23 protein-coding genes, 1 tRNA gene and 1 pseudogene are annotated in these 26375 nt (G+C 67.4%); 13 read left to right on the top strand and 12 right to left on the bottom strand.

Features of this window, described 5'->3' with window-relative positions:
* Positions 1 to 30: 30 nt before the first annotated feature.
* Both ACIUM1_RS24205 and ACIUM1_RS24200 read right to left on the bottom strand, forming a co-directional pair.
* Positions 31 to 1887 carry a family 2A encapsulin nanocompartment cargo protein cysteine desulfurase gene (locus ACIUM1_RS24205; protein WP_406815015.1) on the bottom strand — a complete coding sequence of 619 codons (1857 nt, stop codon included), beginning with the start codon at positions 1885 to 1887 and terminating at the stop codon, positions 31 to 33.
* Positions 1874 to 2797, bottom strand: a complete 924-nt coding sequence (locus ACIUM1_RS24200; protein WP_406815014.1) for a family 2A encapsulin nanocompartment shell protein — start codon at positions 2795 to 2797, stop codon at positions 1874 to 1876. Before ACIUM1_RS24200 ends, ACIUM1_RS24205 begins: the two co-directional genes overlap by 14 nt.
* Positions 2798 to 3170: 373 nt before the next feature.
* Here ACIUM1_RS24200 and ACIUM1_RS24195 point away from each other — a divergent pair, with 373 nt between their 5' ends.
* The 6 genes from ACIUM1_RS24195 to ACIUM1_RS24170 all read left to right on the top strand — a co-directional run bounded on the left by ACIUM1_RS24195 (position 3171) and on the right by ACIUM1_RS24170 (position 9911).
* Complete coding sequence (locus ACIUM1_RS24195) at positions 3171 to 4454, top strand: thioester domain-containing protein (RefSeq protein ID WP_406815013.1); 1284 nt, start codon at positions 3171 to 3173, stop codon at positions 4452 to 4454.
* Positions 4455 to 5387: a cysteine synthase A gene (gene cysK, locus ACIUM1_RS24190; RefSeq protein WP_406815012.1), complete on the top strand. Its 933-nt coding sequence runs from the start codon at positions 4455 to 4457 to the stop codon at positions 5385 to 5387. It begins immediately after the preceding gene.
* Between the two features lie 2 nt (positions 5388 to 5389).
* Complete coding sequence (gene cysE, locus ACIUM1_RS24185) at positions 5390 to 6073, top strand: serine O-acetyltransferase (protein WP_406815011.1); 684 nt, start codon at positions 5390 to 5392, stop codon at positions 6071 to 6073.
* 216 nt (positions 6074 to 6289) lie between these two features.
* Entirely contained in the window at positions 6290 to 7411 is a 1122-nt protein-coding gene (locus ACIUM1_RS24180) for an LLM class flavin-dependent oxidoreductase (RefSeq protein ID WP_406815010.1), read from the top strand.
* Positions 7408 to 8529 carry an LLM class flavin-dependent oxidoreductase gene (locus ACIUM1_RS24175; RefSeq protein WP_406815009.1) on the top strand — a complete coding sequence of 374 codons (1122 nt, stop codon included), beginning with the start codon at positions 7408 to 7410 and terminating at the stop codon, positions 8527 to 8529. Before ACIUM1_RS24180 ends, ACIUM1_RS24175 begins: the two co-directional genes overlap by 4 nt.
* The gene (locus tag ACIUM1_RS24170; protein ID WP_406815008.1) at positions 8526 to 9911 is read left to right on the top strand and encodes an NtaA/DmoA family FMN-dependent monooxygenase; all 1386 of its coding nucleotides are present in this window, start codon (positions 8526 to 8528) and stop codon (positions 9909 to 9911) included. Before ACIUM1_RS24175 ends, ACIUM1_RS24170 begins: the two co-directional genes overlap by 4 nt.
* Positions 9912 to 9940: 29 nt before the next feature.
* Here the strand turns inward: ACIUM1_RS24170 and ACIUM1_RS24165 are convergent.
* Positions 9941 to 10013: transfer RNA gene (locus tag ACIUM1_RS24165), tRNA-Asn, on the bottom strand.
* A 147-nt stretch (positions 10014 to 10160) separates the two neighbouring features.
* Between ACIUM1_RS24165 and ACIUM1_RS24160 the strand changes: the two genes are divergently transcribed.
* On the top strand, positions 10161 to 10439 hold the full coding sequence (locus tag ACIUM1_RS24160) for a hypothetical protein (protein ID WP_406815007.1): 279 nt from the start codon (positions 10161 to 10163) through the stop codon (positions 10437 to 10439).
* Here the strand turns inward: ACIUM1_RS24160 and dnaG are convergent.
* The 3 genes from dnaG to ACIUM1_RS24145 all read right to left on the bottom strand — a co-directional run bounded on the left by dnaG (position 10423) and on the right by ACIUM1_RS24145 (position 14358).
* Entirely contained in the window at positions 10423 to 12378 is a 1956-nt protein-coding gene (gene dnaG / locus ACIUM1_RS24155; RefSeq protein WP_406815006.1) for a DNA primase, read from the bottom strand. The genes ACIUM1_RS24160 and dnaG overlap by 17 nt on opposite strands.
* Positions 12379 to 12407: 29 nt before the next feature.
* Positions 12408 to 13025 carry a superoxide dismutase[Cu-Zn] gene (gene sodC / locus ACIUM1_RS24150; protein WP_406815005.1) on the bottom strand — a complete coding sequence of 206 codons (618 nt, stop codon included), beginning with the start codon at positions 13023 to 13025 and terminating at the stop codon, positions 12408 to 12410.
* Positions 13026 to 13092: 67 nt separating this feature from the next.
* Complete coding sequence (locus ACIUM1_RS24145) at positions 13093 to 14358, bottom strand: deoxyguanosinetriphosphate triphosphohydrolase (RefSeq protein ID WP_406815004.1); 1266 nt, start codon at positions 14356 to 14358, stop codon at positions 13093 to 13095.
* 143 nt (positions 14359 to 14501) lie between these two features.
* On the opposite strand from ACIUM1_RS24145, the gene ACIUM1_RS24140 reads away from it, so the two are divergent.
* Entirely contained in the window at positions 14502 to 16493 is a 1992-nt protein-coding gene (locus tag ACIUM1_RS24140; RefSeq protein ID WP_406815003.1) for a TPM domain-containing protein, read from the top strand.
* Between the two features lie 186 nt (positions 16494 to 16679).
* On the opposite strand, the pseudogene ACIUM1_RS24135 reads toward ACIUM1_RS24140, so the two are convergent.
* Positions 16680 to 16830: pseudogene (locus ACIUM1_RS24135) on the bottom strand (hypothetical protein); the annotation flags it as partial.
* Between the two features lie 92 nt (positions 16831 to 16922).
* Here ACIUM1_RS24135 and ACIUM1_RS24130 point away from each other — a divergent pair.
* Positions 16923 to 17135 (top strand): hypothetical protein, encoded by a 213-nt coding sequence (locus ACIUM1_RS24130; protein ID WP_406815002.1) that lies wholly within the window; start codon positions 16923 to 16925, stop codon positions 17133 to 17135.
* Positions 17136 to 17348: 213 nt separating this feature from the next.
* Here ACIUM1_RS24130 and ACIUM1_RS24125 read toward each other — a convergent pair whose 3' ends face one another.
* Both ACIUM1_RS24125 and ACIUM1_RS24120 read right to left on the bottom strand, forming a co-directional pair.
* A complete protein-coding gene (locus tag ACIUM1_RS24125) occupies positions 17349 to 18572 on the bottom strand; it encodes a PPE family protein (RefSeq protein WP_406815001.1) in 1224 nt (407 codons plus the stop codon).
* Positions 18573 to 18768: 196 nt separating this feature from the next.
* Positions 18769 to 20160, bottom strand: coding sequence for a glycine--tRNA ligase (locus ACIUM1_RS24120; protein ID WP_406815000.1), 1392 nt, complete (start codon positions 20158 to 20160; stop codon positions 18769 to 18771).
* A gap of 191 nt (positions 20161 to 20351) precedes the next feature.
* Between ACIUM1_RS24120 and ACIUM1_RS24115 the strand changes: the two genes are divergently transcribed.
* Together ACIUM1_RS24115 and ACIUM1_RS24110 are read left to right on the top strand one after the other, a co-directional pair.
* Positions 20352 to 20780 (top strand): ArsR/SmtB family transcription factor, encoded by a 429-nt coding sequence (locus tag ACIUM1_RS24115; RefSeq protein WP_406814999.1) that lies wholly within the window; start codon positions 20352 to 20354, stop codon positions 20778 to 20780.
* Positions 20777 to 21172, top strand: coding sequence for a Fur family transcriptional regulator (locus ACIUM1_RS24110; protein ID WP_406814998.1), 396 nt, complete (start codon positions 20777 to 20779; stop codon positions 21170 to 21172). Before ACIUM1_RS24115 ends, ACIUM1_RS24110 begins: the two co-directional genes overlap by 4 nt.
* A gap of 4 nt (positions 21173 to 21176) precedes the next feature.
* On the opposite strand, the gene ACIUM1_RS24105 is transcribed toward ACIUM1_RS24110, so the two are convergent.
* The 3 genes from ACIUM1_RS24105 to recO are packed head-to-tail and all read right to left on the bottom strand — an operon-like array spanning position 21177 to position 23312.
* Positions 21177 to 21605 carry a hypothetical protein gene (locus ACIUM1_RS24105; RefSeq protein WP_406814997.1) on the bottom strand — a complete coding sequence of 143 codons (429 nt, stop codon included), beginning with the start codon at positions 21603 to 21605 and terminating at the stop codon, positions 21177 to 21179.
* Positions 21605 to 22522, bottom strand: a complete 918-nt coding sequence (locus ACIUM1_RS24100; RefSeq protein WP_406814996.1) for a decaprenyl diphosphate synthase — start codon at positions 22520 to 22522, stop codon at positions 21605 to 21607. The genes ACIUM1_RS24105 and ACIUM1_RS24100 overlap by 1 nt, the downstream gene beginning before the upstream one ends.
* Positions 22515 to 23312, bottom strand: coding sequence for a DNA repair protein RecO (recO, locus tag ACIUM1_RS24095; protein WP_406814995.1), 798 nt, complete (start codon positions 23310 to 23312; stop codon positions 22515 to 22517). Before recO ends, ACIUM1_RS24100 begins: the two co-directional genes overlap by 8 nt.
* A gap of 61 nt (positions 23313 to 23373) precedes the next feature.
* On the opposite strand from recO, the gene ACIUM1_RS24090 reads away from it, so the two are divergent.
* Positions 23374 to 24864: an amidase gene (locus ACIUM1_RS24090; RefSeq protein WP_406814994.1), complete on the top strand. Its 1491-nt coding sequence runs from the start codon at positions 23374 to 23376 to the stop codon at positions 24862 to 24864.
* A 36-nt stretch (positions 24865 to 24900) separates the two neighbouring features.
* Positions 24901 to 26358, top strand: a complete 1458-nt coding sequence (locus ACIUM1_RS24085; protein WP_406814993.1) for an aminotransferase class I/II-fold pyridoxal phosphate-dependent enzyme — start codon at positions 24901 to 24903, stop codon at positions 26356 to 26358.
* The last annotated feature ends 17 nt before the right edge of the window (positions 26359 to 26375 follow it).

Below are 26375 nucleotides of genomic sequence, written 5' to 3'. Positions count from 1 at the left end.
TTCCGCTCGCCACCCCGGCTCGCCGGTCACTCAGCCGACGTTGGCACCGCCCTCGGCGATGCGGCGCACCGCCTTCAGGAACACATCGATCTCCTCGATCGTGTTGTAGAAGGCGAACGACGGGCGAACCGTTGCTTCAAGGCCCAATCGCCGTAGGGCCGGCTGGGCGCAGTGGTGACCGGCGCGCACCGCGATGCCCTCGGCGTTGAGCGCCTTGCCCACCTCGAGCGGCTCGTGGCCGGCCAGCACGAACGACAGCACGCTGGCCTTCTCCTCGGCGGTCCCCACCAGGCGCACACCGGGAATGTCGGCCAGTCGCGGCGTCGCGTACTCGAGCAGGCTGCGCTCGTAGGCGGCGATCCGCTCGACGCCTAACCGTCGCACATAGCGCAGCGCTTCGGTCAGCCCGACCGCGTCGGCGATGTTGCCCGTGCCGGCCTCGAACTTGGTCGGCGGCCCCTGGTAGAGCGACCGGTCCAGCGTGACGTCGGCAATCATATGGCCGCCGCCCTGCCACGGTGGTGTCTCGGTCAGCGCCTCCTCGGTGCCGTAGAGTGCACCGATCCCGGTGGGGCCGTAGATCTTGTGTCCGGAGAACACGAAAAAGTCTGCGCCGAGTTCGGCGACGTTGATCGGTATGTGCTGAATCGACTGAGCGCCATCGATCAGCACCTTGGCGCCGTAGCGATGGCCCAGCTCGACGACCTGGTCCACCGGTACCACCGTGCCCAACGCATTGGACACCTGGCTCGCGGCGACCAGTTTGGTCCGCGGCCCCAGTAGGTCCTCGAACTCGTTCAGTAGCAGGTTGCCCGCGTCATCTATTGGAGCCACCTTCAGGATCGCGCCGGTCTTCTGCGAAATAAGCTGCCACGGAACGATATTGGCGTGGTGCTCCAGGTGGGTGATGACAATCTCGTCACCAGGCTGCAGATGCTTGCCACCCCAGGCATGAGCCACCAGGTTGATCGCCTCGGTGGTGCCACGCACAAACACGATGTTTTCCGAGCTTGGCGCGCCGATGAATTCGGCTACCGTGTCGCGGGCCTCCTCGTAGGCGTCGGTGGCCCGGGCCGCCAGCTCGTGCGCGGCGCGGTGGATATTGGAGTTCTCATGGGCGTAGAAGTGCGACAACCGATCGATCACAACTTGCGGCTTTTGCGTGGTCGCGGCGTTGTCGAACCAGATGAGCGGTTTTCCGTTGACGATCTCCTTCAGGATCGGGAAGTCCGCCCGGATCGCGTTGACGTCGAAAACCTCGTGCTCGTCTGAAAGCTGCGGACTGGTAGCGGCTTTGGTGAGGAAGTAGTAGTCCCCATCGTCACCGGCGGGTGCGTTCGGCACCGACGCGGGCGTGTCGGACCAGCCCAGGTCGGCCACGGTGGGGGCACCGGGCAGCCACGACGGCGTTCTAGCCGAACTGGGCAAGCCTGCGGGCACGCCCGGTGTCGTCCTGGCCAGCACACCGGGCACCGTGGGCACGATGCCGCTCGGCACCGCGAACGCACCGGGGTCTGCGCCGAACCAAGGCGCCGCAGCGGCAGTCGTCGTGTCGGGCGCTCCCCCACGCGGGCTCACCGGCACGGTCTGCGGTGGGGCTTCGGGTTCGGCGGAAGTCGGCGCCGGCAGGTAGATGTCGGAGACAGCGAGTCGCGGGACCGGCGACGGGTACAGGTCGGCAGCCCCCGCGGCCGCCTGGCCGGTTGACGTCGCCGCCGTGGTATCCGGCACGCCGCCTCGCGGAGCCACCGGCGCCGACTGTGGCGGAGTGTCGGGACCCGGCCTGATGCTGGCCGCATACAGCTGGGTGGCCAGCGCCGCCAGCTCCGCGGAGCTGATAGGCAGGTCGCTTTCGGCGTCTACCGCTCGGTACTCACTTGTACTCATGGAACTGGTCCACAGCGACGTCGTCGAGCACGGCGAGCGCGTCATCGGTGAGGACAGCCAGGGACGTGTACAGGGTGACCAGGTAAGTCGCGATCGCTGACTGGTTGATGCCGGTGAAGCGCACCGACAGTCCCGGCGCCTGCTCCCCGACCAGGCCCGGCTGGAACAGGCCGACGACACCCTGACGCTCCTCGCCGGTGCGCACCAGGATGAACTTGGTCTTGCCGTCCTCCACCGGCACCTTGTCCGACGGGATCAACGGAATGCCACGCCAGGTGATGAACTGCGCACCGAACAGGCTCACCACTGGCGGCGGGACGCCCCGATATGTGGCTTCCCGGCCGAATGCGGCGATGCCCAAGGGGTGGGTGAGGAAGAAACTGGGCGTCTTCCACACCTTGGTGATCAGCGCGTCGAGATCGTCGGGTGCCGGCGCACCGGCGAGCGTCTGGATGGTCTGCTCCGGCGTGACCTGCGCTAGCAAACCGTACTCGGGGCTGTTGACCAGCTCGAATTCTTGGCGTTCCTTGATCGTCTCGATGGTCAGCCGCAGCTGTTGGGCAATCTGGTCATGCGGGCTCGAGTACAGGTCGGAGACCCGGGTATGGATGTCGACCAGGGTCGAGATGCTCCGCAGCGTGTACTCGCGCGGACTGGTCTCGTAGTCGACATAGGTCTCCGGCAACGGTTCGTCGGTCCCGGCGCCCGCCTCGGCCTTGATCGCCACCTGCTCGGGGTTGACCACGCGGTTCACCCGGTAGATGCCCGCCTCCACCGGAACCCAGCCCAGCAGGTGCAGCAGCCAGCGCGGCGTGATCGTCGAGAGCTGGGGGACGGTCTTGGTCGCATTGGCTAGTTGTCTGGCAGCGAGATCGCCAAGTGTCTGAGACTCGTTTTGAGCCGACGTCATCGGGGTCCTTTCGTACTTGGTCGAATACAGCGGCCGGGGCCGAGCGGATCTATCGTCCCCCACCAGAAGCGGGTCCGCGCGCCGAGCCTAGGCAACACCACGACCCGGCCAGAAGGTTTACAGCCGGACTGAGCGAAACGAGCCGAGAAGCGCCGATGCCCTATAGTGGGGACATGCAACACCCCGCACAGCTGCGCTTTGTCCCGTCGCGCTGCGTCGTCGTGGACTGTTGTTGCTGTTGTTGTTGATTTCCGCAAGCCCTCTGACGCTGTAGAAATCCCCGCGCCAGCCCATTTCGGGGCGGTATCGCCGGGTCATTGCCCGGCGTGCAGACGCGGGCCCATGGCAAGCCCCTCAGGAAGATCAACAACCCATGACCATCTTGTCCGAGCCCAACCGTGCCCTGGCGCCGGTGGCGACCCGTCGGCGTTCGATGATCCGGCCGGTCACCGCAGTCAACCGCATGACGCGTTACCGGGGCGGCACGTATTCCCACACCGTCGACCGGATCGTGTTCACCGACGGTAGCTGGGCACGCACCGACCTGATCAGGCTCAACCCGAACGTGCACGCTTACTCGCTGGACTTCACCGGCGTCGCACCGCAGCACCCGTCGCGCTACCGCGTCGACACCTGGTCTGCGCTGCCGCACCTGCGCACCACTGGTCACGAAGCCAAGGTCGACTGGATCCTGCGGCACTCGTTTCCGATGCGCTCCACCGCCGAACTGAGCCATCAGGTGCGCGAGGCCGGCTATCCGCTGGGGTCGGCCAACATCAACGAACACGAGGCGATCGCCGCGACGCAGGCCGCGATCTGGTTCTTCACCAACGGCCTGACGCTGGACACCCGGCCGCTCAACGTGCCCATCGCGGTACACCGGTCAGCTGGTCCGGTGATCACGTTCGAGTTCGACGGCGCGCCTCAGCTCGGCGGTTACTCGGTATGGGCCGCCTCGAACGGGAGTGTCAATGTGCGGTTGCAGAAATCGGCCAATCGCGTTGACTGGCATGATGTTTCCGGTTCGGAGCTGAACGTGGGGCCCGGAACCGGCCGTCATCAACGCACGTTGGGCGAGGGCAGCACTCTGTCGTCTAGCAGCCACGGCCGCGGTGGGCGCGGATACCGTTACTACCGGTTGGTCGCACACTGCGAGGCGGGCACGCCCAGGATTGAGCACGTCAGTTTCCGGCTCACCGGTACCCGCCACTACCGCAACGCCGACAAGGTGGTGCATCTGTACAACTACCTGCTCGCGCAGGCCCAAAAGGCCGTCCACCCAGCCGACGAAGACCTACTGGTCGGTCACCACGCCACCGCGGACTCCGAACTGGTCGGACCCTTTCAGGTGCTGATCCCGCTGATACTCAGCGCCAAAACTGGGCAATTGGTCGACGCGGACGGCTTCTTGCTCAACGGCGCCATCGAACCCGGCACGGACTTCTACCTACGTCGGGCATCGAACACCTCGGGAATAACGCTTACCGCGAAAACGGTTGGCGATCTGCATGGACGCGTGCTCACCGGGGTGGCGCTGGATGAAGCGTCGCAACGCTTTACCCCGGTAGCGCTAGCCATCCCCACCGAGATGAACATAGAGTTCGATATTAGCTGGCAGGCCGAGGCCTGGTCCTACGTCGTCGGAGACAATAGGTAGATGAGCATCGCGGAGAACGTCACGCAGTTGATCGGTAACACCCCGCTGGTCCGGCTGAACCGGGTCACCGACGGTGCGGTCGCCGACGTCGTCGCCAAGCTGGAATTCTTCAACCCGGGCAACAGCGTCAAGGACCGGATCGGCGTCGCGATGATCGACGCGGCCGAGCAGGCGGGCCTGATCAAACCGGACACCATCATCCTCGAGCCGACGAGCGGGAACACCGGCATCGCCCTGGCGCTGGTGGCCGCCGCCCGCGGCTACCGCTGCGTGCTCACCATGCCGGAGACCATGAGCGTCGAGCGACGAATGTTGTTGCGGGCCTTGGGCGCTGAGATCGTTCTGACGCCGGGCTCCGAGGGCATGCCCGGCGCTATCGCGAAGGCCGAGGAACTGGCCAAAAGTGACCAACGGTATTTCGTGCCACAGCAATTCGAGAACAAGGCCAACCCCGCGATCCACCGCGCCACCACCGCCGAGGAGGTGTGGCGCGACACCGAAGGCAAAGTCGATATCTTCGTCGCCGGGGTGGGCACCGGCGGCACCATCACCGGTGTGGCTCAGGTGATCAAGGAACGCAAGCCCTCAGCGCAATTCATCGCCGTGGAGCCGGCCGCGTCGCCGGTGTTGTCCGGCGGACAGAAAGGGCCGCACCCCATCCAGGGTATCGGCGCCGGGTTCGTCCCGCCGGTGCTCGCGATGGATCTGGTCGACGAGGTCATCGCCGTCGGCAACGAGGAGTCCATCACCCTGGCCCGGCGGCTGGCCGCCGAAGAGGGACTGTTGGTCGGTATCTCCTCGGGGGCCGCGGTGGTCGCCGCGCTGCAGGTGGCCCGCCGGCCCGAGAATGCCGGAAAGCTCGTCGTCGTGGTGCTGCCCGACTTCGGCGAGCGCTACCTGAGCACGCCGTTGTTCGCCGACCTGGCCGATTAGCCATGCTCGAAGCCATCCGACGCGACATACGAGCGGCCAGGGAACGCGACCCGGCCGTTCCGACCACGCTGCAGGTGATCTTCGCCTACCCGGGCGTGCATGCCATCTGGGGCCACCGCATCAACCACTGGCTGTGGCAGCGCGGCGCACGGCTGGCCGCGCGCATCACCGCCGAGATCACCCGAATCCTGACCGGCGTCGAAATCCATCCCGGCGCGGTGCTGGGTCCCGGTCTTTTCATCGACCACGCGACCGGCGTGGTGATCGGAGAGACCGCCGAGGTGGGCGAGGACGTGACCCTCTACCACGGCGTCACCCTCGGCGGCAGCGGCCGGGACACCGGAAAGCGCCATCCCACCATCGGGGATCGGGTGACCATCGGCGCCGGGGCGAAGATCTTGGGCGCGATCAAAATCGGCGACGACAGCCGCATCGGCGCCAACGCGGTGGTGGTCAAAGAGGTCCCGTCGAGCTCGGTGGTCGTCGGGGTGCCCGGGCAGGTCATCAGCCGCAGCCGACCAGGCAGTCCGGACGACTCGATGATGCCCGACCTGGTTGGCGTCAGCCTGCAGTCGCTGCTGACCCGGGTGACCAAACTGGAGGCCCGCGCGGACGGTGCCCAGACCAATCACATCATCAGGCCGCCGGAAGCCGGTGTCTGGCACGGCGAGGACTTCTCCATCTGAGCGATGAAACATCGTGGCGCCCAGCTGAACACGCTCTGATCGCCGGGTATTCGCCACGCTGCATCGAACCGTGAATCGGCCGCCACCACCGCGATGAGCTCGGCGAACTAATACTCACGCTGAACTTAACCCGGCCCTGGAATGCATTGCCGCCCGCAGCGTTGCACAGTGGGTTATGACCACGACGCGCGACGGTGACACCCTCGAGGACCGCTGATGACCGAGCTGCATGTGGCCGTGGGTCTGGACGGCTACGGCTGGCACCCCCAGGCGTGGCGATACGCGTTCGCGCACAACGCGACCGGTGGCGGGCAACTCAGCGGTCGCTATTGGGCCGCGCTGGCGGCCATCGCAGAGCGCGGGCTGCTGGACTTCCTGACCGTCGACGACAGCCTGGACGCCCAGCCCGGGCGTCACGCCGAAATCTCCCCGCGGCGCCTGGCGGGACGTGCCGATGCCACGCTGGTGGCAGCCCGGATCGCGCCGGCCACCCGGCGCATCGGGCTGATTCCCGTTGCGACGGTCACACACACCGAGCCGTTCCACATCTCGAAAGCGATTGCGACGCTTGACCATATCTCGCATGGCCGGGCGGGCTGGCAGGTACGGGTGAGCCCGACCGCGCACGAATCGGCATTATTCGGCCGTCGGCCCGCCCCCGAAGGCGCCGAACTGTTCGATGAGGCCGCCGACGCCGTGGAGGTGGTGCGCCGCCTCTGGGACAGCTGGGAGGACGACGCCGTCATCCGCGATGTCGCAACCGGTCGCTACATCGACCGCGACAAGCTGCACTACATCGATTTCGTCGGCGACCACTTCTCGGTCAAGGGGCCCTCGATCACTCCGCGGCCACCCCAGGGCCAGCCGGTGGTAGCAGCGCTGGCACACGCGCCGCGGGCCTACGAATTCGCCGCCGCCAATGCCGACCTCGTGTTCATCACCCCGCACGATGAAGGTTCGCTGCGCGCGATCCTGCGCGACGTCGGCCAGGCGCAACGCACCGCGGCCCGGGAGATCCAAGTCTATGCGGACCTGGTGGTATCGCTGGCCGACGATCCCACGGCGCCGGCGGCGGACATCTCCTCCGATGCGCGGGTATTCATCGGCAGCGCAAGCGATTTGGCGGACCTGCTGCTCGCCTGGCAGGACGCCGGGGTAGACGGGGTACGGCTGCGGCCAGCGATCAACGCTATCGACCTGCCCGCCATCGTCGACGACCTGGTGCCGCGGCTGCAGCGCGCCGGCCGATTCCGCACCGGCTACCGCGACGGCGAGACCCTGCGCGGACGCCTGGGTCTGGCGTCCGCTCCCAACCGCTACGCGACGGCGCCGTCATGACCGTGACTCCGCTGTCGATCCTCGACCTCGCGCCGATCAGCGCCGGCAGCGACGCCGCGACGGCGTTGCGCAACACCATCGACCTGGCCCGGCACGCCGAGCACTGGGGATACAAGCGCTACTGGGTCGCCGAGCACCACTTCGTCGCGGTGGCCAGCTCGTCGCCGGTGACGCTGATCGGTCAAATCGCCGCGGCCACAGAACGAATCCATGTCGGGTCGGCCGCGGTGCAGGTCGGCCACACGACGGCGCTGGCCGTGGTGGAAAGCTTCGGCATCCTCGACGCGCTCTATCCGGGCCGCATTGACATGGGGCTGGGCCGATCCGGGCAGCGGCGCAAAGAGGCCGCCGCCTCGTCCCCGGCAGCTTCCGAACGCACCGCCACACCGTGGCGCGAGGTGGACGGGATCGTCATCCCCACGCCCTTCGACCAGACCCCGCTGATGAAAAGCGACCGTATCCGCGCTCAGGCGTCGGTGCTCGCCCAACCGGGCGCGCAGCCGCCGGACTTCGCCGAACAACTGGCCGACATCGAAGCGATGCTGGCCGGCACCTACACCGTCAATGGCCATGAGCTACATGCCGTTCCGGGCGAACACGCGCAGCTGACGCCGTGGATCTTCGGCAGCACCAAGGGCCAAAGCGCCGAAGTGGCCGGGGCCCGCGGGCTCCCGTTTGTCGCGAGTTACCACATCACCCCCGGTACGGCGCTGGACGCGATCACCGCCTACCGCAACGCGTTCCGGCCATCCGACCGGCTGGCCGCGCCGTATGTGGTGGTGTCGGCCGATGTCGTGGTCGCCGAGGACAGCGCGACCGCGCGACATCTCGCATCAGGGTACGGCCGCTGGGTGCGGTCCATCCGCAGCGGCGGCGGCGCGATTCCCTACCCGGATCCCGACTTCTGCGAGCCGTTGACCGAGGACCAGCAGGCACTGGTGGCCGACCGTACCGCAACGCAATTCGTGGGCAACCCGGACGAGGTCGCCGACCGGCTCGAGCTGCTGCGCCGGGTCACCGATGCCGACGAACTGGTGATCACCTCGGTGACGCACCGGCACGCCGACCGGCTCCGCTCGCATGAACTGATCGCCAAGCGATGGGGATTGACCGAATGAGCGTTCGAGAAGCCAACCGCCGCAAGCAGATACATCTGGGCGCACACTTCCCCGGGGTGAACAACACCACGGTGTGGTCCGATCCGACCGCTGGCAGTCAGATCGCGTTCGAATCGTTTGTGCACCTTGCCCGGACCGCCGAGCGGGGACTGTTCGACTTCTTCTTCCTGGCCGAAGGGCTGCGGTTGCGCGAGCATCTCGGCAAGATCCACGACCTCGACGTGGTCGGCAGGCCCGACACCTTCACCGTGCTGGCGGCGCTCGCCGCGGTCACCGACAGGCTCGGCCTCGTCGGCACCATCAACACGACTTTCAACGAACCTTACGAAGTGGCAAGGCAATTCGCCACCCTGGATCACCTGTCCGACGGTCGGTCGGGCTGGAACATGGTCACCTCCTCGGACGCGTTCACCGGAGAGAACTTCCGCCGCGGTGGATTTCTCGCCCACGCCGACCGCTACCGCCGGGCCGAGGAATTCATCACTGTGGCGCGGCGATTCTGGGACAGCTGGTCACCCGAGGCCGTGGTGGCCGACGTCGACGCCGGAATCTATGCCGATCCGACCCGAATCAGCATCGTCGAGCACGTCGGCCCGCAATTCAGCGTCCGCGGCGTCGCCTCGCTGCCCGCTGGGCCGCAAGGTCATCCCGTGCTACTGCAGGCCGGTGACTCCGACGACGGCCGCGACTTCGGCGCCAGGCACGCCGACGCCTTGTTCACGTTGCACGGTTCGCTCGAGGCAGGCCAGCGCTACTACGCCGACGTGAAGAGCCGCGCCGCCGCCTACGGGCGCGACCCCGATCAGCTCAAGGTGCTGCCCGGCGCGACGTTCGCGCTGGGTGATACACCCGCCGAGGCGCAGGACAACGCCCGCTATCTCCGCGAGCAGCAGGTCAGTGGCCCGACCGCGATCGCGTTCCTCGAACAGGTGTGGGGCGTGGACCTATCGGCCTACGACCCCGACGGGCCGCTGCCCGACGTCGACCCCGTCGAGAACCCGAACATCACCCGGGGACGGGTCCGGCACGGCGACCCCAAGACCGTCGCCCAAGCCTGGCGCGCCCGAGCGGAAGCCGAAAGCCTGTCGATCCGAGAGCTGATCATCGAAGTGACCAGCCGCCAGCAGTTCGTCGGGACTCCGGCGCAGGTCGCCGAAGAGATCGATCGCTACGTGCAGTCGGACGCCTGCGACGGGTTCATCCTGGTGCCGCACCTGACGCCGCACGGCCTCGATGAGTTCGTCGACAAGGTGGTGCCACTGCTGCAGGAACGCGGCAGCTTCCGCACCGAATACCGCGGCCACACCTTGCGCGAGCATCTGGGCTTGTCACCCACGCCGGGATGGGCGGGAAATCCGGCCGGCATAGCGATCGGCCAATGAGAGCCGGCAAAGCGGCGCAGTGAATTTTGCTCCCCCGCCTGGACTCGAACCAGGAACCCTTCGGTTAACAGCCGAATGCTCTGCCAATTGAGCTACAGGGGACTAACCCGATCGCGGGACGACTCTAGCGTACTGGCACGACCGCACCCAACTGCGGACCAGTGGCGATCGCCAGCGCGGCGTAGCCGGGCGCAGCGGGTCGCCGGGCGGTGAGGCAGGATGGAGCCATCGCTAGTCGGGAGGACCGTTTTGATCCGGTATGTCGTGGTGCTGGGACTGGGTTACGTGCTGGGCTCAAAGGCGGGGCGTCGCCGATACGAGCAGCTCGTCGGCACGTATCGCGCACTGACCAGCAGTCCGGTCGCCAAGTCGATGATCGAGGGGGGACGGCGCAAGGTCGCCAATCGGATCTCCCCCGACGCCGGTTTCGTCACGTTGACGGAGATCGACGGCCAGACGGCCATCATGGAGCGCGAGGTCGAGGGCTCGGCCGACGAGGCGCTGGCGCCGTCTAATCGTCGCCGCTAGCCTGCTCCAACAGGCTGCGCCGGTAGGACTCCATCGCCACCAGGTCGCCGAATAGGGCGTGATACTCGTCGCCCTGCTCGATCGGGGACATGCGCTGCAGCTTGGACTTCACCTCGGCGATCTGCCGACCCATCCACACCTCCTGCAGCCGGGCCAGCACGCCGCCGATGTAGCGGGGCAGCTTCTCCTCCTCGACCTGGATGGCCTCCACGCCCAGCTCGCTGGCCAGGCCGGCGGTCAGCGGCGAGGAGGCCTGATCACGCACCGCCTCGATCCACTGGGCGCCGGTGATCCCGCTCGACGTCCCCCCCGCGGTCTCGATGGCCGCGCGGATCGCCGCATACCCGGGATGGGTAAAGCTTTCGACCGTCAGCGTGTCAAACACCGGTCCCGCCAACGCCGGGTACTGCAGGGCCGCCTTGAGCGCCTCCCGCTGTGGCCACAGGGTGGGGTCGCGCGGGTCCGGACGGCTGGCGGCGGCCTGCGCCGCGGCCGGCGCATCGGCCGCGCCGCGACGGGAAGCCTTGGGCGTCGCACCGGCGCGGGCCTGGGTGTTGGAGCTCTTGGCCTGGCTACGCACCCGGTCGATGACCTGCGCGACGTCATCCCAGCCGACCCACCCGGCGAGTTGGCGGGCGTACTCGTCGCGCAGCGTCGGGTCTTTGATCTGACTCACCATCGGCACGCAGCGGCGCAGCGCGGCGACCCGGCCCTCGGCGCTATCCAGGTCAATCTCGGCGAGCGCCGAGCGGATGGCGAACTCGAACAGCGGCGTCCGCCGCGCCACCAGATCGCGTAGCGCGCCGTCGCCGGACTTCAGCCGCAGGTCGCAGGGATCCATACCGTCCGGCGCGACGGCCACGAACGACTGCCCCGCCAAGTTCTGCTCGCCGCCGAAGGCCTTGAGCGCGGCGGCCCGGCCGGCCGCGTCGCCGTCGAAGACGTAGATCAATTCGCCGCGAAAGAAACTGTCGTCCATCATCAGTCGGCGCAGCATCGACAGGTGCTCGTCGCCGAACGCGGTGCCGCACGACGCTACGGCGGTGGTGACCCCGCTCAGATGCATCGCCATCACGTCGGTGTAGCCCTCGACGACGACGGCCTGGTGCCCCTTGGCGATGTCGCGTTTGGCCAGGTCGATGCCAAACATCACGTTCGACTTCTTGTACAGCAGCGTCTCGGGCGTATTGATGTACTTGGCTTCCATCGGATCGTCGTCGAACAACCGCCGGGCGCCGAAACCGATCACCTCGCCGGCCGAACTCCGGATGGGCCAGAGCAATCGGCGGTGGAACCGGTCCATCGGTCCGCGCCGCCCCTGCCGGGACAGGCCGGCCGCTTCCAGCTCTTTGAACTCAAAACCCTTGCGCACCAGGTGCTTTGTCAGCGAGTCCCAGCCCGAGGGCGCGAAGCCGCAACCGAAACGACGGGCCGCCTCGGCATCGAAGTTCCGCTCGGTCAGATACTGGCGGGCCGGTGCGGCCTCGGCTGACTCGAGCGCCGCCGCGTAGAACTCCGCCGCGGCCGCGTTGGCCGCGACGAGCCGGCTGCGACTACCGCGGTCGCGCTGCACGCTGGTCGCCGGGCCCGAGTAGGTGATGGTGTGGCCGATCCGGTCGGCGAGCAGCTCGACCGCCTCGACGAAGCTGACGTGTTCGATCTTCTGGATGAACGCGTAGACGTCGCCGCCCTCACCACAGCCGAAGCAGTGAAAGTGGCCGTGGTTGGGGCGGACGTGAAACGACGGCGACTTCTCGTCGTGGAACGGGCACAGACCCTTGAGCGAATCGGCACCGGCACGCCGCAATTGGACGTAATCGCCGATGACTTCATCGATGCGCACCCGTTCGCGGATGGCCGCGATGTCGCGGTCGGGAATCCGGCCGCGACCCCGCGCACGGCCGTCGCCCTCCGCGCGTGAACCAGCCGGGCTTGACATCGGCTCAGTGTAAGGCGCGACGGCGAAAGCTAGCCGGTACCGATGACACCGCAGGCGACCCGATCCATCGCGTTCTCGGTGTCCTGCGCGCCGTGCAGCATCAGGGCGGTCTTGTTCCCGGCCAGCAGATCGTCCCGGTTGAACGAATCGGTGGTGGTGACCAGGTACGCCGAGCCGTCCTGACGGACCTCGAGCGATGTCAGGTCGCCGCTTTCCGGCTTGCCGGTGTGGCCGGGGGCCTGGTAGTGGCCGCCGGCGGACAGGAAGTTCCCGGGTGCACCTCCGGTGGGGGCCACCGAGTTCGGCTCGCACTTGCCGATCTCGTGCACGTGCAGGCCATGGATGCCTGGCGTCAGGATGCCGGGCGTCGTCGTCTTGACGGTGACGGTCGCATAGCCGCCGGTGAAGTCGAACGTGGCGGTGGCCACCGAGCGCCCATCGGGCGTCTTCAGATCCGCAGTGAGCGAGCCGGCGGCGGGTGCCGGCGTCGTCGTCTCACCGGAAGACGTCGGAGCGGCACTCTTCACCGGAGGGGTGGTGCCCGGCTGGGTGCTCGCGTGCTGCGGTGAACTGCAGGCAGTCATGGCGAGGACGGGAAGTCCCATCAAAAAGGAGGCCACAAGGGGCGAGCCGCTGAATTTCTTCATGTCGGGCAGCCTAACTCGCGGCGGGCCCGCCGATTCCCGGACCGGACGACTTCGCGCTCATCGGAGACTACGGACCGGCCTGGCGGACGTCGATCCGTTCCAGCCGGCCTTCGGTATACGAGGCGATCTGATCGACGATGACCCGCCACCGGGCGCCGTCGTCGGCCGCGGTGTTGAAGGCGGCAGCAAAGACCGGGTCGAGCGTTCGAGGCGCCCCGGCATACAGCCAGTGCGCTACCCGGTGGATGCGTTCACGCTGCCCGGCTTGGGTTTCCTGATGCCGCGGATCGGACATGATGAATTGCAGCGCCAGGATTTTCAGCAAGGCAACCTCGGCCCGCACCAGGTCGGGAACCTGCAACTCCGCCCGGTAGCGCACCAGCGGGCCGGGCCCGGCCGCCGCGCGGGTGGTGGCAATGGCGGCGGAGGCGAACCTGCCGACCAATTCACTGGTCAACCGCTTGAGCGCGACCGAAGCCGCGAGCGTGGCGTCGTACTTGCCGACAGCGGCGACCACCGGCAAGGCGGACAGCCGTCGCGCGGCCGCCATGAAGTCATCGGCGCGCACCCGGGAGAACTCGGTCTCGCCCAGCTTGGCCAGCGCGGCGGCCTCGTCATCATCGGCGAGCACCCGTAGGTCGATGCGTTGGGACACCACACCGTCCTCGACGTCGTGCACCGAATAGGCCACATCGTCGGCCCAGTCCATGACCTGCGCTTCCAGGCACATCCGGCCCTCCGGCGCGCCCGCCCGGACCCAGGTGGCCGACTCGCGGTCCTCGTCGTAAAACCCGAACTTGCGTCGCCCCTCACCGCGGGGCCACGGATACTTGGTCACCGCGTCCAGCGACGCGCGGGTCAAGTTCAGTCCCGCGCTGTTACCTTGTGCATCAAGGACTTTGGGCTCAAGGCTGGTCAGGATCCGGAAGTTCTGGGCATTGCCCTCGAAGCCGCCATAATCCGCAGCGACCTCGTCGAGCGCGCGTTCACCGTTGTGGCCGTAGGGCGGGTGACCGATGTCGTGGGCCAGTCCCGCCAGTTCGACCAAGTCGAGATCGCAGCCCAGCCCGATCGCCATCCCCCGCCCGATCTGGGCGACCTCGAGCGAGTGCGTCAGGCGGGTGCGCGGCGTATCGCCTTCGCGGGGCCCGACCACCTGCGTCTTGTCGGCCAATCGGCGCAGCGCGGCGCTGTGCAGCACCCGCGCGCGATCGCGGGCGAAGTCGCTGCGGTGCTGCCCCTCGGTGCCCGGCAGACCCGCAGTCTTCGGCGCTTCGGCCACCCGTCGCTGACGGTCGAAGTCGTCGTAAGGGTCGTGCTGATTCCTGGTCACCGACGCACAGTCTGCCAGGGAATGCCCGCCGAAGTCTGGCTCGACTCAGGCCTGCTGACGTGTGTCGCCGCCGGGACGGGCCCGCTCGCCCCGCTCCTCATCAGGCCCACTGGCCTGCAGCGTCGGGGGTCTAGATTGGCCCTATGCGTTGCGCCGCCCGCCTGATCGCCGTGATCGCGACGATTCTCACGGTCGGCTTCAGCGGCGGGTTGGTCCTGGCGCCGACCGCCGGCGCGCAACCACCATTCCGGTTGGCCGACTACATCACTGACAACACCGGAGCCCTGTCGGAGTCCGGTCGCAGCGCGGTCAGCGCGGCCCTTGACAAGCTCTACACCGACCGCCACATCCGGCTGTGGGTGGTCTACGTCGACAACTTTTCCGGGCAGAACGCGGCGGGATGGGCACAACGCACCGTGACCAACAGCGACCTGGGCGCCTACGACGCGCTGCTGGCCGTCGGCACCGCGAGCCGCGAGTATGCCTTCTTGGTGCCCTCCACGATCAAGAGCGTCAACGCGACTCAGGTCGACAAGTTGCGGCGCAACAGGATCGAGCCCGCCCTGCACAACGGAGATTGGAGCGGCGCCGCGGTGGCGGCCGCCAACGGGCTGGACGCCTCGCCCGGTTCGTCGGGCCGGGTGGCACTGCTGGCCGTATTGGCGGGCATTCTCTGCGCGTTGGCGATCCTGATGCTGGTCATGCGGTACCGCGGCCGGCGCCGTCGCGCCGCGGCGTTGGCCGCGGCACGCCGAGTAGATCCCACCGACGCCGACGCGCTGGCCGCCCTGTCGTCGCAGGCACTCGACGACCTGTCCCGCGCACTGGTGGTGGACGTCGACAACGCGTTACGCACCAGCGCCAATGAATTGGAGTTGGCGGTCTCTGAATTCGGCGAAGACCGCACCCGGCCCTTCACCGAGGCCGTGACCAAGGCCAAAGGTGCTCTAGCGCAGGCATTCACGATCCGGCAGCAACTCGATGACGACACTCCCGAGACACCGACGCAGCGGCGTGAACTGCTCACCCGGGTGATCGTCTCGGCGGCGCGTGCCGAACGCGAACTGGAGTCACAAACCGAGGCATTCGAGAAGTTGCGCGATCTGGTGATCAACGCCCCCACCCGGCTGGACTCATTGACCCAGCAGTATGTGGAGCTCACCGCCCGCATCGCGCCGGCCGAACAACGACTTGCCGCACTGCACAAGGACTTCAGCGCAGCCGCACTGACTCCGGTGTCCGGAAACGTCACGGCGGCCAAGGAGCGGCTGGCGTTCGCCGACCGCAACATCGGCACCGCCCGCGAGCTCGCCGACCACGCCGTCAGTGGACAGCAAACCGGTTTGGTCGATGCCGTCCGCGTCGCGGAGTCCGCGCTGGGCCAAGCGCGCGCATTGCTCGACGCGGTGGACAATGCGGCCGGCGACATTCAACACGCCATTGACCGGCTGCCGTCGGCCATGACCGACATCGAGGCCGACATCAAGCGCGCAGACGTACTGCTACAGAAGACACCGAACGCCAAAACCCCGCACGCCCGGGATCTGGTCGCAGCGCGCGACGCGGCGACCAGGGCCGTCGAGAGCGCACGAGCCGGCGCTTCCGACGACCCAATGGGCGAGTTCGGACAGTTGACCAAGGCCGACGCCGCCCTCAACGCGCGACTGGCCACGCTGGCCGAAGAGCAGGCCGCCGCCGAACAGTTGAACCGGTCGCTGGAGCAGGCGTTGTTCACCGCGCAGTCGCGGGTACGTGCGGTGTCGGACTACGTCGACACGCGCCGGGGCAGCATCGGTCCCGAAGCTCGCACCCGGCTGGCCGAAGCCAAACGGCATCTGCAAGCCGCCGAGGACAAACGATCGACACTCCCGACCGAGGCCATCGCCCACGCTCATGCGGCGTCGACGCTGGCCGCCACGGCGCAGTCCCTGGCCAACGACGACGTGCAAATGGCACAGCGCGCCTACATGGGCCGCGGCGGCAGTGACATGGGTGCGATGCTCGGCGGAATCATCATCGGCAACGTCCTCAGCGGAGGCATGCGGGGGGGATTCGGCGGCTGGAGCCCGACCTCGTTCGGCGGCAGCCCGGGGTCGTCCGGCGGCGGTTTCATGGGTGGCGGCGGCCGATTCTGAGCAGCGCTTAACGCCATGCGTCGCAGCGACTTTGAATAGTTCTCCGGTCTCAACCGGCTGCCGGGGAATGCGGTATCACGCCCGGCTTCCGCGGCACCGTGTCGCCTTCCCACCCGCTCCACACAGCGTCTGCAACCGCAGTCGGACGGGGAACGTCGGCCATCTCGTCGGGAGCTTCGGCGCTCACCTCTGACTTCGGTGCCCAGTGGTCATAGTCATCCGGCGGGACGACCACGCCCCACTTGAGCGGAACCGACAGGCCTCCGAGCATGCCGGACTCGCCTCGAACTGCCGACACCGTGTCATCCGGCAACGGCGAACCGAGAGGCAATAGCACCCCTGCCCCCTTCCACAGCCAGTGAAGCGTTCAGGCGCTGTGGCGAATCTAATTGCACCAACCGGTCACATCGTAAGACAAACTGAAGAAATTTGCCGGGAATTGCCAATGTCGGTTTTGATGTCGGTTTTCTGGGCACGTGCTCTGCGGCGCACGACCGGTCCAAAGGGTCCGCGGCGGCAGCCGCCGAAATGGCCCTCGGCATCGATAAGGCCGAGTGGTTCATGTCCCGGCGGCGCTCCGATGCGGCGGTTCGACGGCCGGTGAACTTCCTGCGGCACAACACTTTATCGCCGCCATGGTGACCGGTTCCGCCGCACCGAAACGGGTGCGAAAGTGGCGAGGTGCCCGGGTCGGTTGGGTGAACAAGTTGACCGGTGACTGTTTTTTACAAGACCCATCGGATGAATTGCGTGTCGCGATTCAGCGCTCGTCTGGGCATATGCCGCATGACCAAAAAGCATCGAATTGTTGCCGCTCAGCACAATATTCACGGCTGCAACAGCAGCACCGTCGCGCTATCCCGGCCGGTTGCGCGGCACTACCTTGGGACGAGACCTCACCACCTGCGCCCGGGTCCCGCGGTCCTCACCCTCGGGGTTCTTTTCACTTACCGGCATCGCCGCCATCGGCACGCCACTGCCCGACCCGGTTGCTGCGGTCGCGGCCGGGGCTCCGGAACCCACACCCGACATCGCCGGGGTGGCGATGTAAGCCGGCATCGACCCTTCCCACGCCGCGGGCACCGACATCGATCCGATGAACCGCGCGCTGCCCAGGCCGGCCGTCGCAACGCCCAAGGCGCCCAACCCTCCACCGGCCAAGGGCTGCAGGTCCGACAACGGGCTGCCCGCGCTGTGCGCCGCACTGAGGGGGGCGCTGGTGGCACCGACCAATGCCGGTGCCAGTGACGGCGGCGCGGACGCCGGTGCCGCGGCGGCGGGGCCCGCGCTCTGGGCAAGCGTCACCATGGGTGTCATCAGCGCAGTGGCCGGGTACATTCCCGCCTGCGCCACTGTCGTCAAGGTGGCCACCGGCGTCGATGACAGTAGCGAGACGGCCGGCGAGAGCGCCCCGAGCGCCGACTGCAGCTCGGAGGCGAACGTGGTGCCCAGGGAGGACAGGCCCTGGAAGAACTGCGACGCCAAGCTCAGGGGCGCTGTCACCAATCCGGCCAGACCCGCCAGGTCCGCGGAGGGTGCGCTACCCCCCAGCGCCGCGGGCGGCACGCTGACTTCCGGCAATGCCTGTGCCATCGATTGAGCCCCGGCGTGGTAGCCCAACATCGCGGCCACATCCTGCGCCCACATCTCGACGTACTCGAGCTCGGTCTGCGCGATCGCCGCCGTGTTGATGCCGAAAAAGTTCGTCGCGATCAAGACGAGCAGGCGGGCCCGATTCGCCAGCACCTCCGGCAGCGGCACCGTCGCCACCAGCGCCCCCTCGAAAGCCAGCGCCGCCATGCGGGCCTGCAAAGCCGCCACCTCCGCTTGCGCCGCGGCGATGACCAGCCATTCCACGTAGGGCGCCGCGGCCGCGGTCATCGACATCGACGACGGCCCCGTCCAGGCGCCACCGGCCAGATCGGACACCACGGTGTGAAAGGACGATGCCGAGGACGACAGTTCGACCGCAAGCCCGTCCCAGGCCGAGGCCGCCTCGAACAGAGGTGCGACTCCCGGGCCGCCGGATATCAAAGCCGAGTTGATCTCAGGAGGGAAGAACACAAACGCGGGAATCATTTGCAACCCCAACCGACCGAGTCAACGGCTCCTACCACGGACGGGCCAACATCCGTCCGCGGCCATTAGCTATCTACTTATGCCCCAGAGGGATCTTAAGGCACCCTCACCACGAAAGGCCCGACTTTTAACCAAACCTTATTTCGCAAAATCCGGTGTCAGTGCCCGCTCGTCGCCATCCGCGCGAGTAGCGCGATTAACAGCCCTTGAGGCGCACCGCCAGATAATCGGAGACGGCGTTCATCGCGACCCGCTCCTGGGACATGTCGTCACGTTGGCGCACCGTGACCGCGTTGTCCTCGAGGGAGTCGAAATCCACCGTCACGCAGAACGGCGTGCCAATCTCGTCCTGGCGCCGATAGCGTCGCCCGATGGCACCGGCGTCGTCGAAATCGATATTCCACGACTTGCGCAACTCCGCGGCCAGATCTCGCGCCTTGGGGCTCAAGTCGGCGTGGCGGGACAGCGGAAGCACGGCGGCCTTGACCGGAGACAGGCGCGGGTCCAGACGCAGCACGGTGCGTTTTTCCATCTTGCCCTTGGCGTTCGGGGCTTCGTCCTCCACGTAGGCGTCGATCAGAAACGCCATGAACGACCGCGTCAGGCCGGCGGCCGGCTCGATGACATACGGCGTGTACCGGGTGTCGGTGACCTGGTCGTAAAACGACAGGTCGACGCCCGAATGCTTTGCATGCGTAGACAAGTCGAAATCGGTACGGTTGGCCACACCTTCCAGCTCGCCCCACGGATTTCCGACGAAACCGAACTTGTACTCGATGTCGACGGTCCGATCGGAGTAGTGCGACAGCTTGTCGGCCGGGTGTTCAAATAACCGTAGGTTTCCCGGATCGATGCCTAGGTCGACATACCATTGCAGCCGGGTGTCGATCCAGTACTGATGCCATTCCTTCGCGGTCGAGGGCTCGACAAAGAATTCCATTTCCATTTGTTCGAACTCGCGGGTCCGGAAAATGAAGTTGCCTGGTGTGATCTCGTTGCGAAAACTCTTGCCGATCTGGCCGATACCGAAAGGCGGCTTCTTGCGGGCGGTCGTCACCACGTTGGCGAAGTTGACGAAGATGCCCTGCGCGGTCTCCGGGCGCAGATAGTGCAAGCCCTCCTCGGTCTCGATCGGACCCAGGTAGGTCTTGAGCATCATGTTGAACTCGCGCGGTTCGGTCCACTGGCCGGGCTCGCCGGTCTCCGGGTCGCGGATGTCGGCCAGCCCGTTGGGCGGCGGGTGTCCGTGCTTGGCTTCGTAGGCCTCGATGAGATGGTCGGCGCGATAGCGCTTGTGGGTGATCAGGGACTCGACCAGCGGGTCGTGGAACACCTCGACATGGCCGGAGGCCACCCACACCTGCCGGGGCAGGATGATCGACGAATCCAGTCCCACGACGTCGTCGCGACCGGTGACCACCGCACGCCACCACTGCCGTTTGATGTTCTCTTTGAACTCCACACCCAGCGGACCGTAATCCCACGCCGACCGGGTGCCGCCGTAGATCTCACCCGAGGGGAAGACGAAGCCGCGGCGTTTGGCCAGGTTCACTACGGTGTCGATGACGGACGCCACGGGGCGGTGCACTCCCTTTCAGGGTTTGGGCGGGCACGCGCGGCGGTCAACCGCGGTGCGCAGAGCATCAGTCATGGTAGCGATCGACGCCGCGGTCTTTGACATGCGTCATCATGCATGTGACAGTGGATGTCAGCCGACAACGGTTGTCAACGGTGGAACCTTTCCCACTACCTGGCCCTTCTCGAGGTGATGCTGCTCTTATGATGACGTCCCCGTCACCTTCTGCCTCGGTGCAGGCCGCCGACGACGGCGACCCGGAGTTGGCCGCGGTCACCCACGACCACGACGCGCTTGGCGCCGCCGGACCCCCCGGTGCGGCCACGTACCCCGTGCCGCCGCCGCGCGACATCCTCGACGCCGCGGGTGAGTTGCTGCGCGCGCTGGGCGCGCCCGTGCGGATCGCCATCGTGCTGCAGTTGCGGGAGTCGCACCGCTGCGTGCACGAGCTGGTGGATGCGCTTGGCGTGCCCCAGCCCCTGGTCAGCCAGCATCTGAAGATTCTCAAGGCGGCCGGGGTGGTCGCAGGGGAGCGATCCGGTCGCGAAGTGCTCTATCGGCTCGCCGATCACCACCTCGCGCACATCGTGGTGGACGCCGTCGCGCACGCCAGTGAGGAACCGCGCCAATGAGCGGAACCAGCGTCCGCTCCACCCGCCAGCGTGCGGCGATCTCCACCTTGCTGGAGACGCTCGACGAGTTCCGCTCGGCCCAAGAGCTGCATGACGAGCTGCGCCGCCGCGGCGAGAACATCGGCCTGACGACCGTCTACCGGACGTTGCAGTCGATGGCCGCGGCCGGCTTGATCGACACTCTGCGCACCGACACCGGTGAATCGGTCTACCGCAGGTGTTCCGAGCATCATCACCACCACCTGGTCTGCCGCAGCTGCGGCGCCACCATCGAGGTGGGCGATCACGAGGTCGAGCAATGGGCCGCGGAAGTGGCTGCCAAGCATGGCTTCTCCGATGTCAGCCACACCATCGAAATCTTCGGCACCTGTTCGGATTGCAACGGCCGGTAGCCGGTCACGCCGTCAGTGCCCGACGTATCCCGGCGCCGGTGTCCAGCACCAAGAGGATCAAGGTCCGCAAGGCATCGTCGGTCAGGCCGCCACCGGGAAAGTTGTAGCGCAACATCACGTCGGCGGTTTTCGACGCGCCCCTTCCCGAATTGCGTTGCACCGCCTTCTGATTGACCTTCTCGATCACGCTCACGCTGCCGAAATTGCTGGCCCGGGCCTCCTTGGCCACCTGCTCGCTGACCTTCTTGGTCAGCGGCAGATCCCAGGCCACGATCTGGGTGAGCGACACCAGGTCCAGGCCCTCGGCGATGTTGACCACCCGCAACGACGCGATAGTGCCGTCGTGGCGTACCGTCACCGCGCCGTCGGCCTCCGCCTCCACCGGAAGGACGTCGCCGAGGATCGAGGCGAGGCGCTCCTGCAGCGACGACACTATGCGCTCCCGAATCTGCGATTGCGCGAGGCGTATTCCTCACAGGCCGCCCATAAGTCGCGGCGGTCGTAGTCGGGCCACAGCTTGTCCTGAAAGACGTACTCGGCGTACGCCGCTTGCCACAACATGAAATTGCTGGACCGGTGCTCCCCCGAGGTCCGCAGGAACAGGTCTACGTCGGGGATGTCCGGCCGCTGCAGGTGATGCGCGACCGTCGACTCGGTGATTCGCTCCGGGTTCAGCCGACCGGCGGCGGCCAGGCGCGCGATTTCCTTTGTCGCCTCCGCGATTTCGGCGCGGCCACCATAGTTGACGCAGTAGTTGACGGTGATGACGTCGTTGTCCTTCGTCATGTCCTCCGCGATCGCCAATTCATTGATGACGCTGCGCCACAGTCGCGGCCGCGAACCCACCCATCGGATCTTGACCCCGATCGTGTTCAGGTTCACCCGGCGCATCCGGACCACGTCGCGGTTGAACCCCATCAGGAAGCGGACCTCTTCGGGGGAACGCTTCCAGTTTTCGGTGGAGAATGCGTACAGGCTGAGCCATTTGATGCCGATTTCGATTGCGCCACAGACGACGTCGATAACGACCGCCTCGCCCGCCTTGTGGCCGTCGGTACGGTTCAGCCCCCGCTGGGTGGCCCAGCGGCCGTTGCCGTCCATCACGATGGCCACATGATTGGGCAATCGATCGGCCTCGATTCTGGGTGGGGCCGCCTTGGAGATGTGCTGCGGTGGCCGGCGCGGCCCGCCGTCGGGCGACGGCGGCAGATCCGGAAAGACGACCGGCCAGGTCGACTTGTCGGGAAACACCGGATAGTCGTCGGGCGCGGGGGGCAGTTGCGGGAAATCGGCTGACGCCGTGGGTCTCTCGGCCTTTCGACCAGTGCCGCCGGCCCAGAGTTTAGCCACAGTCCCTATCCTGCCCGATCAGCGCCGCGCGCTGTTCGGCGATGGTGCGGTCGACGTGATACGTCCGTTCCACCAGCGGCAACGTCTTGAGCTGCCGCTCCAAATGCCACTGCAGGTGTGCGGCCACCAGACCGCTGACGTAGTTGCGGTGCGATTGCGGCGTCTTTTCGGCGAAGTCCCAATCGCCGTCGTGCAGCGCGGACATCAGGTCCAGCACCCCCGGCGGCGGCGTCGTCGAACCGGCCGGACGGCAGTGTGGGCAGACGCTGCCGCCGGCGCCGACGTGGAATGCCCGATGGGGACCGGGGGTGGCGCAACGGGCGCACTCACCCAGCGCCGGCGCCCATCCGGCGATGCCCATCGCGCGCAGCAGGTAGGCGTCCAGCAATAGGTCCCGGGACCGGCGCCCGTCGGCCACCGCCCGCAACGCGCTCACCGTGAGCCCGTGCAGGGCCGGGGCGGGGGCCCGCTCCTCGCCGGCGAGGCGTTCGGCGGTTTCCAACATGGCGCACCCGCAGGTGTAACGGCCGTAGTCGTTGACGATGTGGGTGGCGAACGCGTCAATGGAGACGACCTGGGTGACGATGTCGAGGTTGCGCCCGGGATGTAGTTGCGCGTCGATGTGCGCGAACGGCTCCAGCCGCGCACCGAATTTGCTGCGGGTGCGGCGCACGCCCTTGGCCACCGCGCGGACCAGTCCGTGCTCACGCGTCAGCAGGGTGACGATCCGGTCGGCTTCGCCGAGCTTGTGCTGGCGCAGCACAACAGCTCGATCTCGGTATAGCCGCATCACAATAGTTTTGCACCCCGCCGCGACATTACGGGTATCCGCGCCGTTAGTCTCGTACCCCGTGATTGGCGCTTCTGGGTCGGGTCCTGGGTCCATTTCCGGATCCAGCCACCGGCGCCTGCCCACACTGACTGACCTGCTCTATCAGCTGGCCAGCCGCGCAGTGACGTCAACCACGCTGGTGGGTCGCTCGCTGCACGCCATCCACGCCAGCCAGCCCACGCTGAACGCCTTCCGGGTGGTGCTCACCGAGTCGGCGCTGGCCGACGCGGCCGAGGCCGACCGGCGACGCGCCGCCGGGGACACCGCACCGCTGCTCGGGATCCCGATCGCCGTAAAAGACGATGTCGACGTTGCCGGCGTGCCGACCGCCTTCGGCACCGAGGGATACGTCCCCCCCGCCAGCCACGACGCCGAGGTGGTGCGCCGCCTCAAGGCGGCCGGCGCGGTGATCGTCGGCAAAACCAACACCTGCGAACTCGGGCAGTGGCCGTTCACCAGCGGGCCCGGTTTCGGGCACACCCGCAACCCCTGGTCGCGCCGGCACACCCCCGGCGGATCGTCGGGCGGCAGTGCCGCAGCGGTGGCGGCCGGACTGGTCACCGCCGCGATCGGCTCCGATGGCGCCGGCAGCATCCGCATCCCCGCGGCGTGGACGCACCTGGTGGGCATCAAGCCGCAGCGTGGACGCATCTCGACCTGGCCGCTGCCAGAGGCTTTCAACGGCATCACGGTCAACGGCGTGCTGGCCCGGACCGTGGCCGACGCGGCGCTGGTGCTCGACGCCGCATCCGGCAACGTCGACGGCGATCGGCACAAGCCGCCCCCGATCACGGCCTCCGACTACGTGGGCAAGGCGCCCGGCCCGCTGAACATCGCGCTGTCCACCCGGTTCCCGTACACCGGCTTCCGGCCGAAGCTGCACCCGGAGATCCTGGCCGCGACGAGAGCCGTCGGTAGACAACTCGAGTTGCTCGGCCACACCGTGGTGCCCGGCAACCCGGACTACGGCATGCGGCTGTCGTGGGACTTTCTCGCCCGGTCCACCGCGGGCCTGCGGGATTGGGAGGAGCGGCTGGGCGACGGCGTCGTGCTGGACCCCCGCACCCTGTCCAACCTGCGCCTGGGCGCCGTGCTCGGACAGGCGATCCTGCGCACCGCCCGCCGCCACGAAGCGGCCGAGCAGCGCCGGGTCGGTTCGATCTTCGACATTGTCGACGTGGTGTTGGCACCGACCACGGCGCAGCCGCCGCCGCTGGCGCGCGCCTTCGACCGGTTGAGCGGTTTCGGCACCGACCGCGCCATGATCGCGGCGTGCCCGCTGACGTTTCCGTGGAACGTCCTGGGTTGGCCGTCGATCAACGTCCCCGCGGGCTTCACCTCCGACGGCTTGCCGATCGGTGTGCAGCTGATGGGCCCGGCGAACAGCGAGGGGATGCTGATTTCGCTGGCCGCGGAGCTGGAGGCCGTCTGCGGATGGGCGAGCCGACAGCCCCAGTCATGGTGGGACCAGACCACGGATGCTCCCGGCGGGGCCGGAGGCAACGGCTGACGTCTCAGCCGCTGACACGCCGGGTACCCGTACGCCATGGATCAATCGACCGCTCCCCTGCTCGATGCGCTGGCCGATTACCGCGACAAGAACCGGTACGGGTTTACGCCGCCCGGCCATCGCCAGGGCCGTGGCACCGACGAGCGGGTCCTGGCCGTCTTGGGTCGCGAACCGTTCCTGGACGACGTGCTGGCCAGCGGCGGCCTGGATGACCGCAGAACCAGCAACGGCTACCTCAAGCGGGCCGAAGACCTGATGGCCGACGCCGTCGGCGCCGATATCGCGTGGTTCTCCACCTGCGGCAGCTCCCTGTCGGTTCGGGCGGCGATGATGGCCGTCGCCGGCGGAGACGGCAGCCTCCTGGTTGGCCGCGACAGCCACAAGTCGATCGTGGCGGGGCTGATCTTCTCTGGTGTGCAGCCGCGCTGGATCACTCCGCAATGGGACGCCGAGCACCACTTTTCTCACCCGCCCTCGCCGCAGCAGGTCGAGGAAGCCTGGGACAAGCACCCCGACGCCGCCGGCGCGCTCGTCGTGAGCCCCAGCCCCTACGGCACCTGCGCCGACATCGCCGGCATCGCCGAGGTGTGCCATCGGCGCGGAAAGCCGTTGATCATCGACGAGGCGTGGGGGGCGCACCTGCCGTTTCATCAGGACCTGCCGACCTGGGCGATGGACGCGGGTGCGGATGTCTGCGTGGTCAGCGTGCACAAGATGGGTGCCGGTTTCGAGCAGGGTTCGGTGTTCCACGTGCAGGGTGATTTGATCGATCAGGACCGCCTGTCCGGCTGCGCGGACCTGCTGATGACGACCAGCCCCAACGTCCTGCTGTATGCGGCCATGGACGGGTGGCGCCGGCAGATGGTCGAGGACGGTCACGAATTGCTCGGCAATGCACTGGATTTGGCACGGCAGGTGCGCGAGGAGATCGAAACGCTTCCCGGCGTCGAGGTGCTCGACGACGAGTTACTCGGGGCGCAGGCATCCCACGACCTGGACCGCCTACAGGTGCTGATGGACGTATCGGGCACGGGCACGTCCGGTTACCAGGCCGCCGACTGGCTCCGCGAGCACGCGCACGTCGATACGGGCATGAGCGATCACCGCCGCCTGCTTGCCACCTTGTCCTTCGCGGACGACAAGACCACCGCCAGCCGTCTCACCGATGCGCTGAGGGCGTGGCGCGAGGCGGCCGACGACTTCGAGCGCCCGCCGCAGATCGACCTGCCCTCCCCCGATGAGCTGCAGTTGGAGACCGTCTGCCTGCCCCGCGACGCGTTCTTCGGGCACGTGGAGGCGGTGCCCACCGATCAGGCCGCCGGCCGGGTCGCCGCCGAACAGATCACGCCCTATCCCCCCGGCATTCCGGCGGTGGTGCCCGGCGAGCGCCTCAATGATGCTGTGCTGAACTACTTGTGTTCCGGGGTGCGCGCCGGGATGAACACCCCGGATGCCGCCGATGCATCGATGAAAACGATCCGGGTGCTCGCCTGAACTGGCGGTTGGTCGGT

The organism is Mycobacterium sp. M23085, from assembly GCF_045343915.1.
Lineage (GTDB): Bacteria > Actinomycetota > Actinomycetes > Mycobacteriales > Mycobacteriaceae > Mycobacterium.
This window is presented reverse-complemented; position numbering and strand designations above follow the sequence as displayed.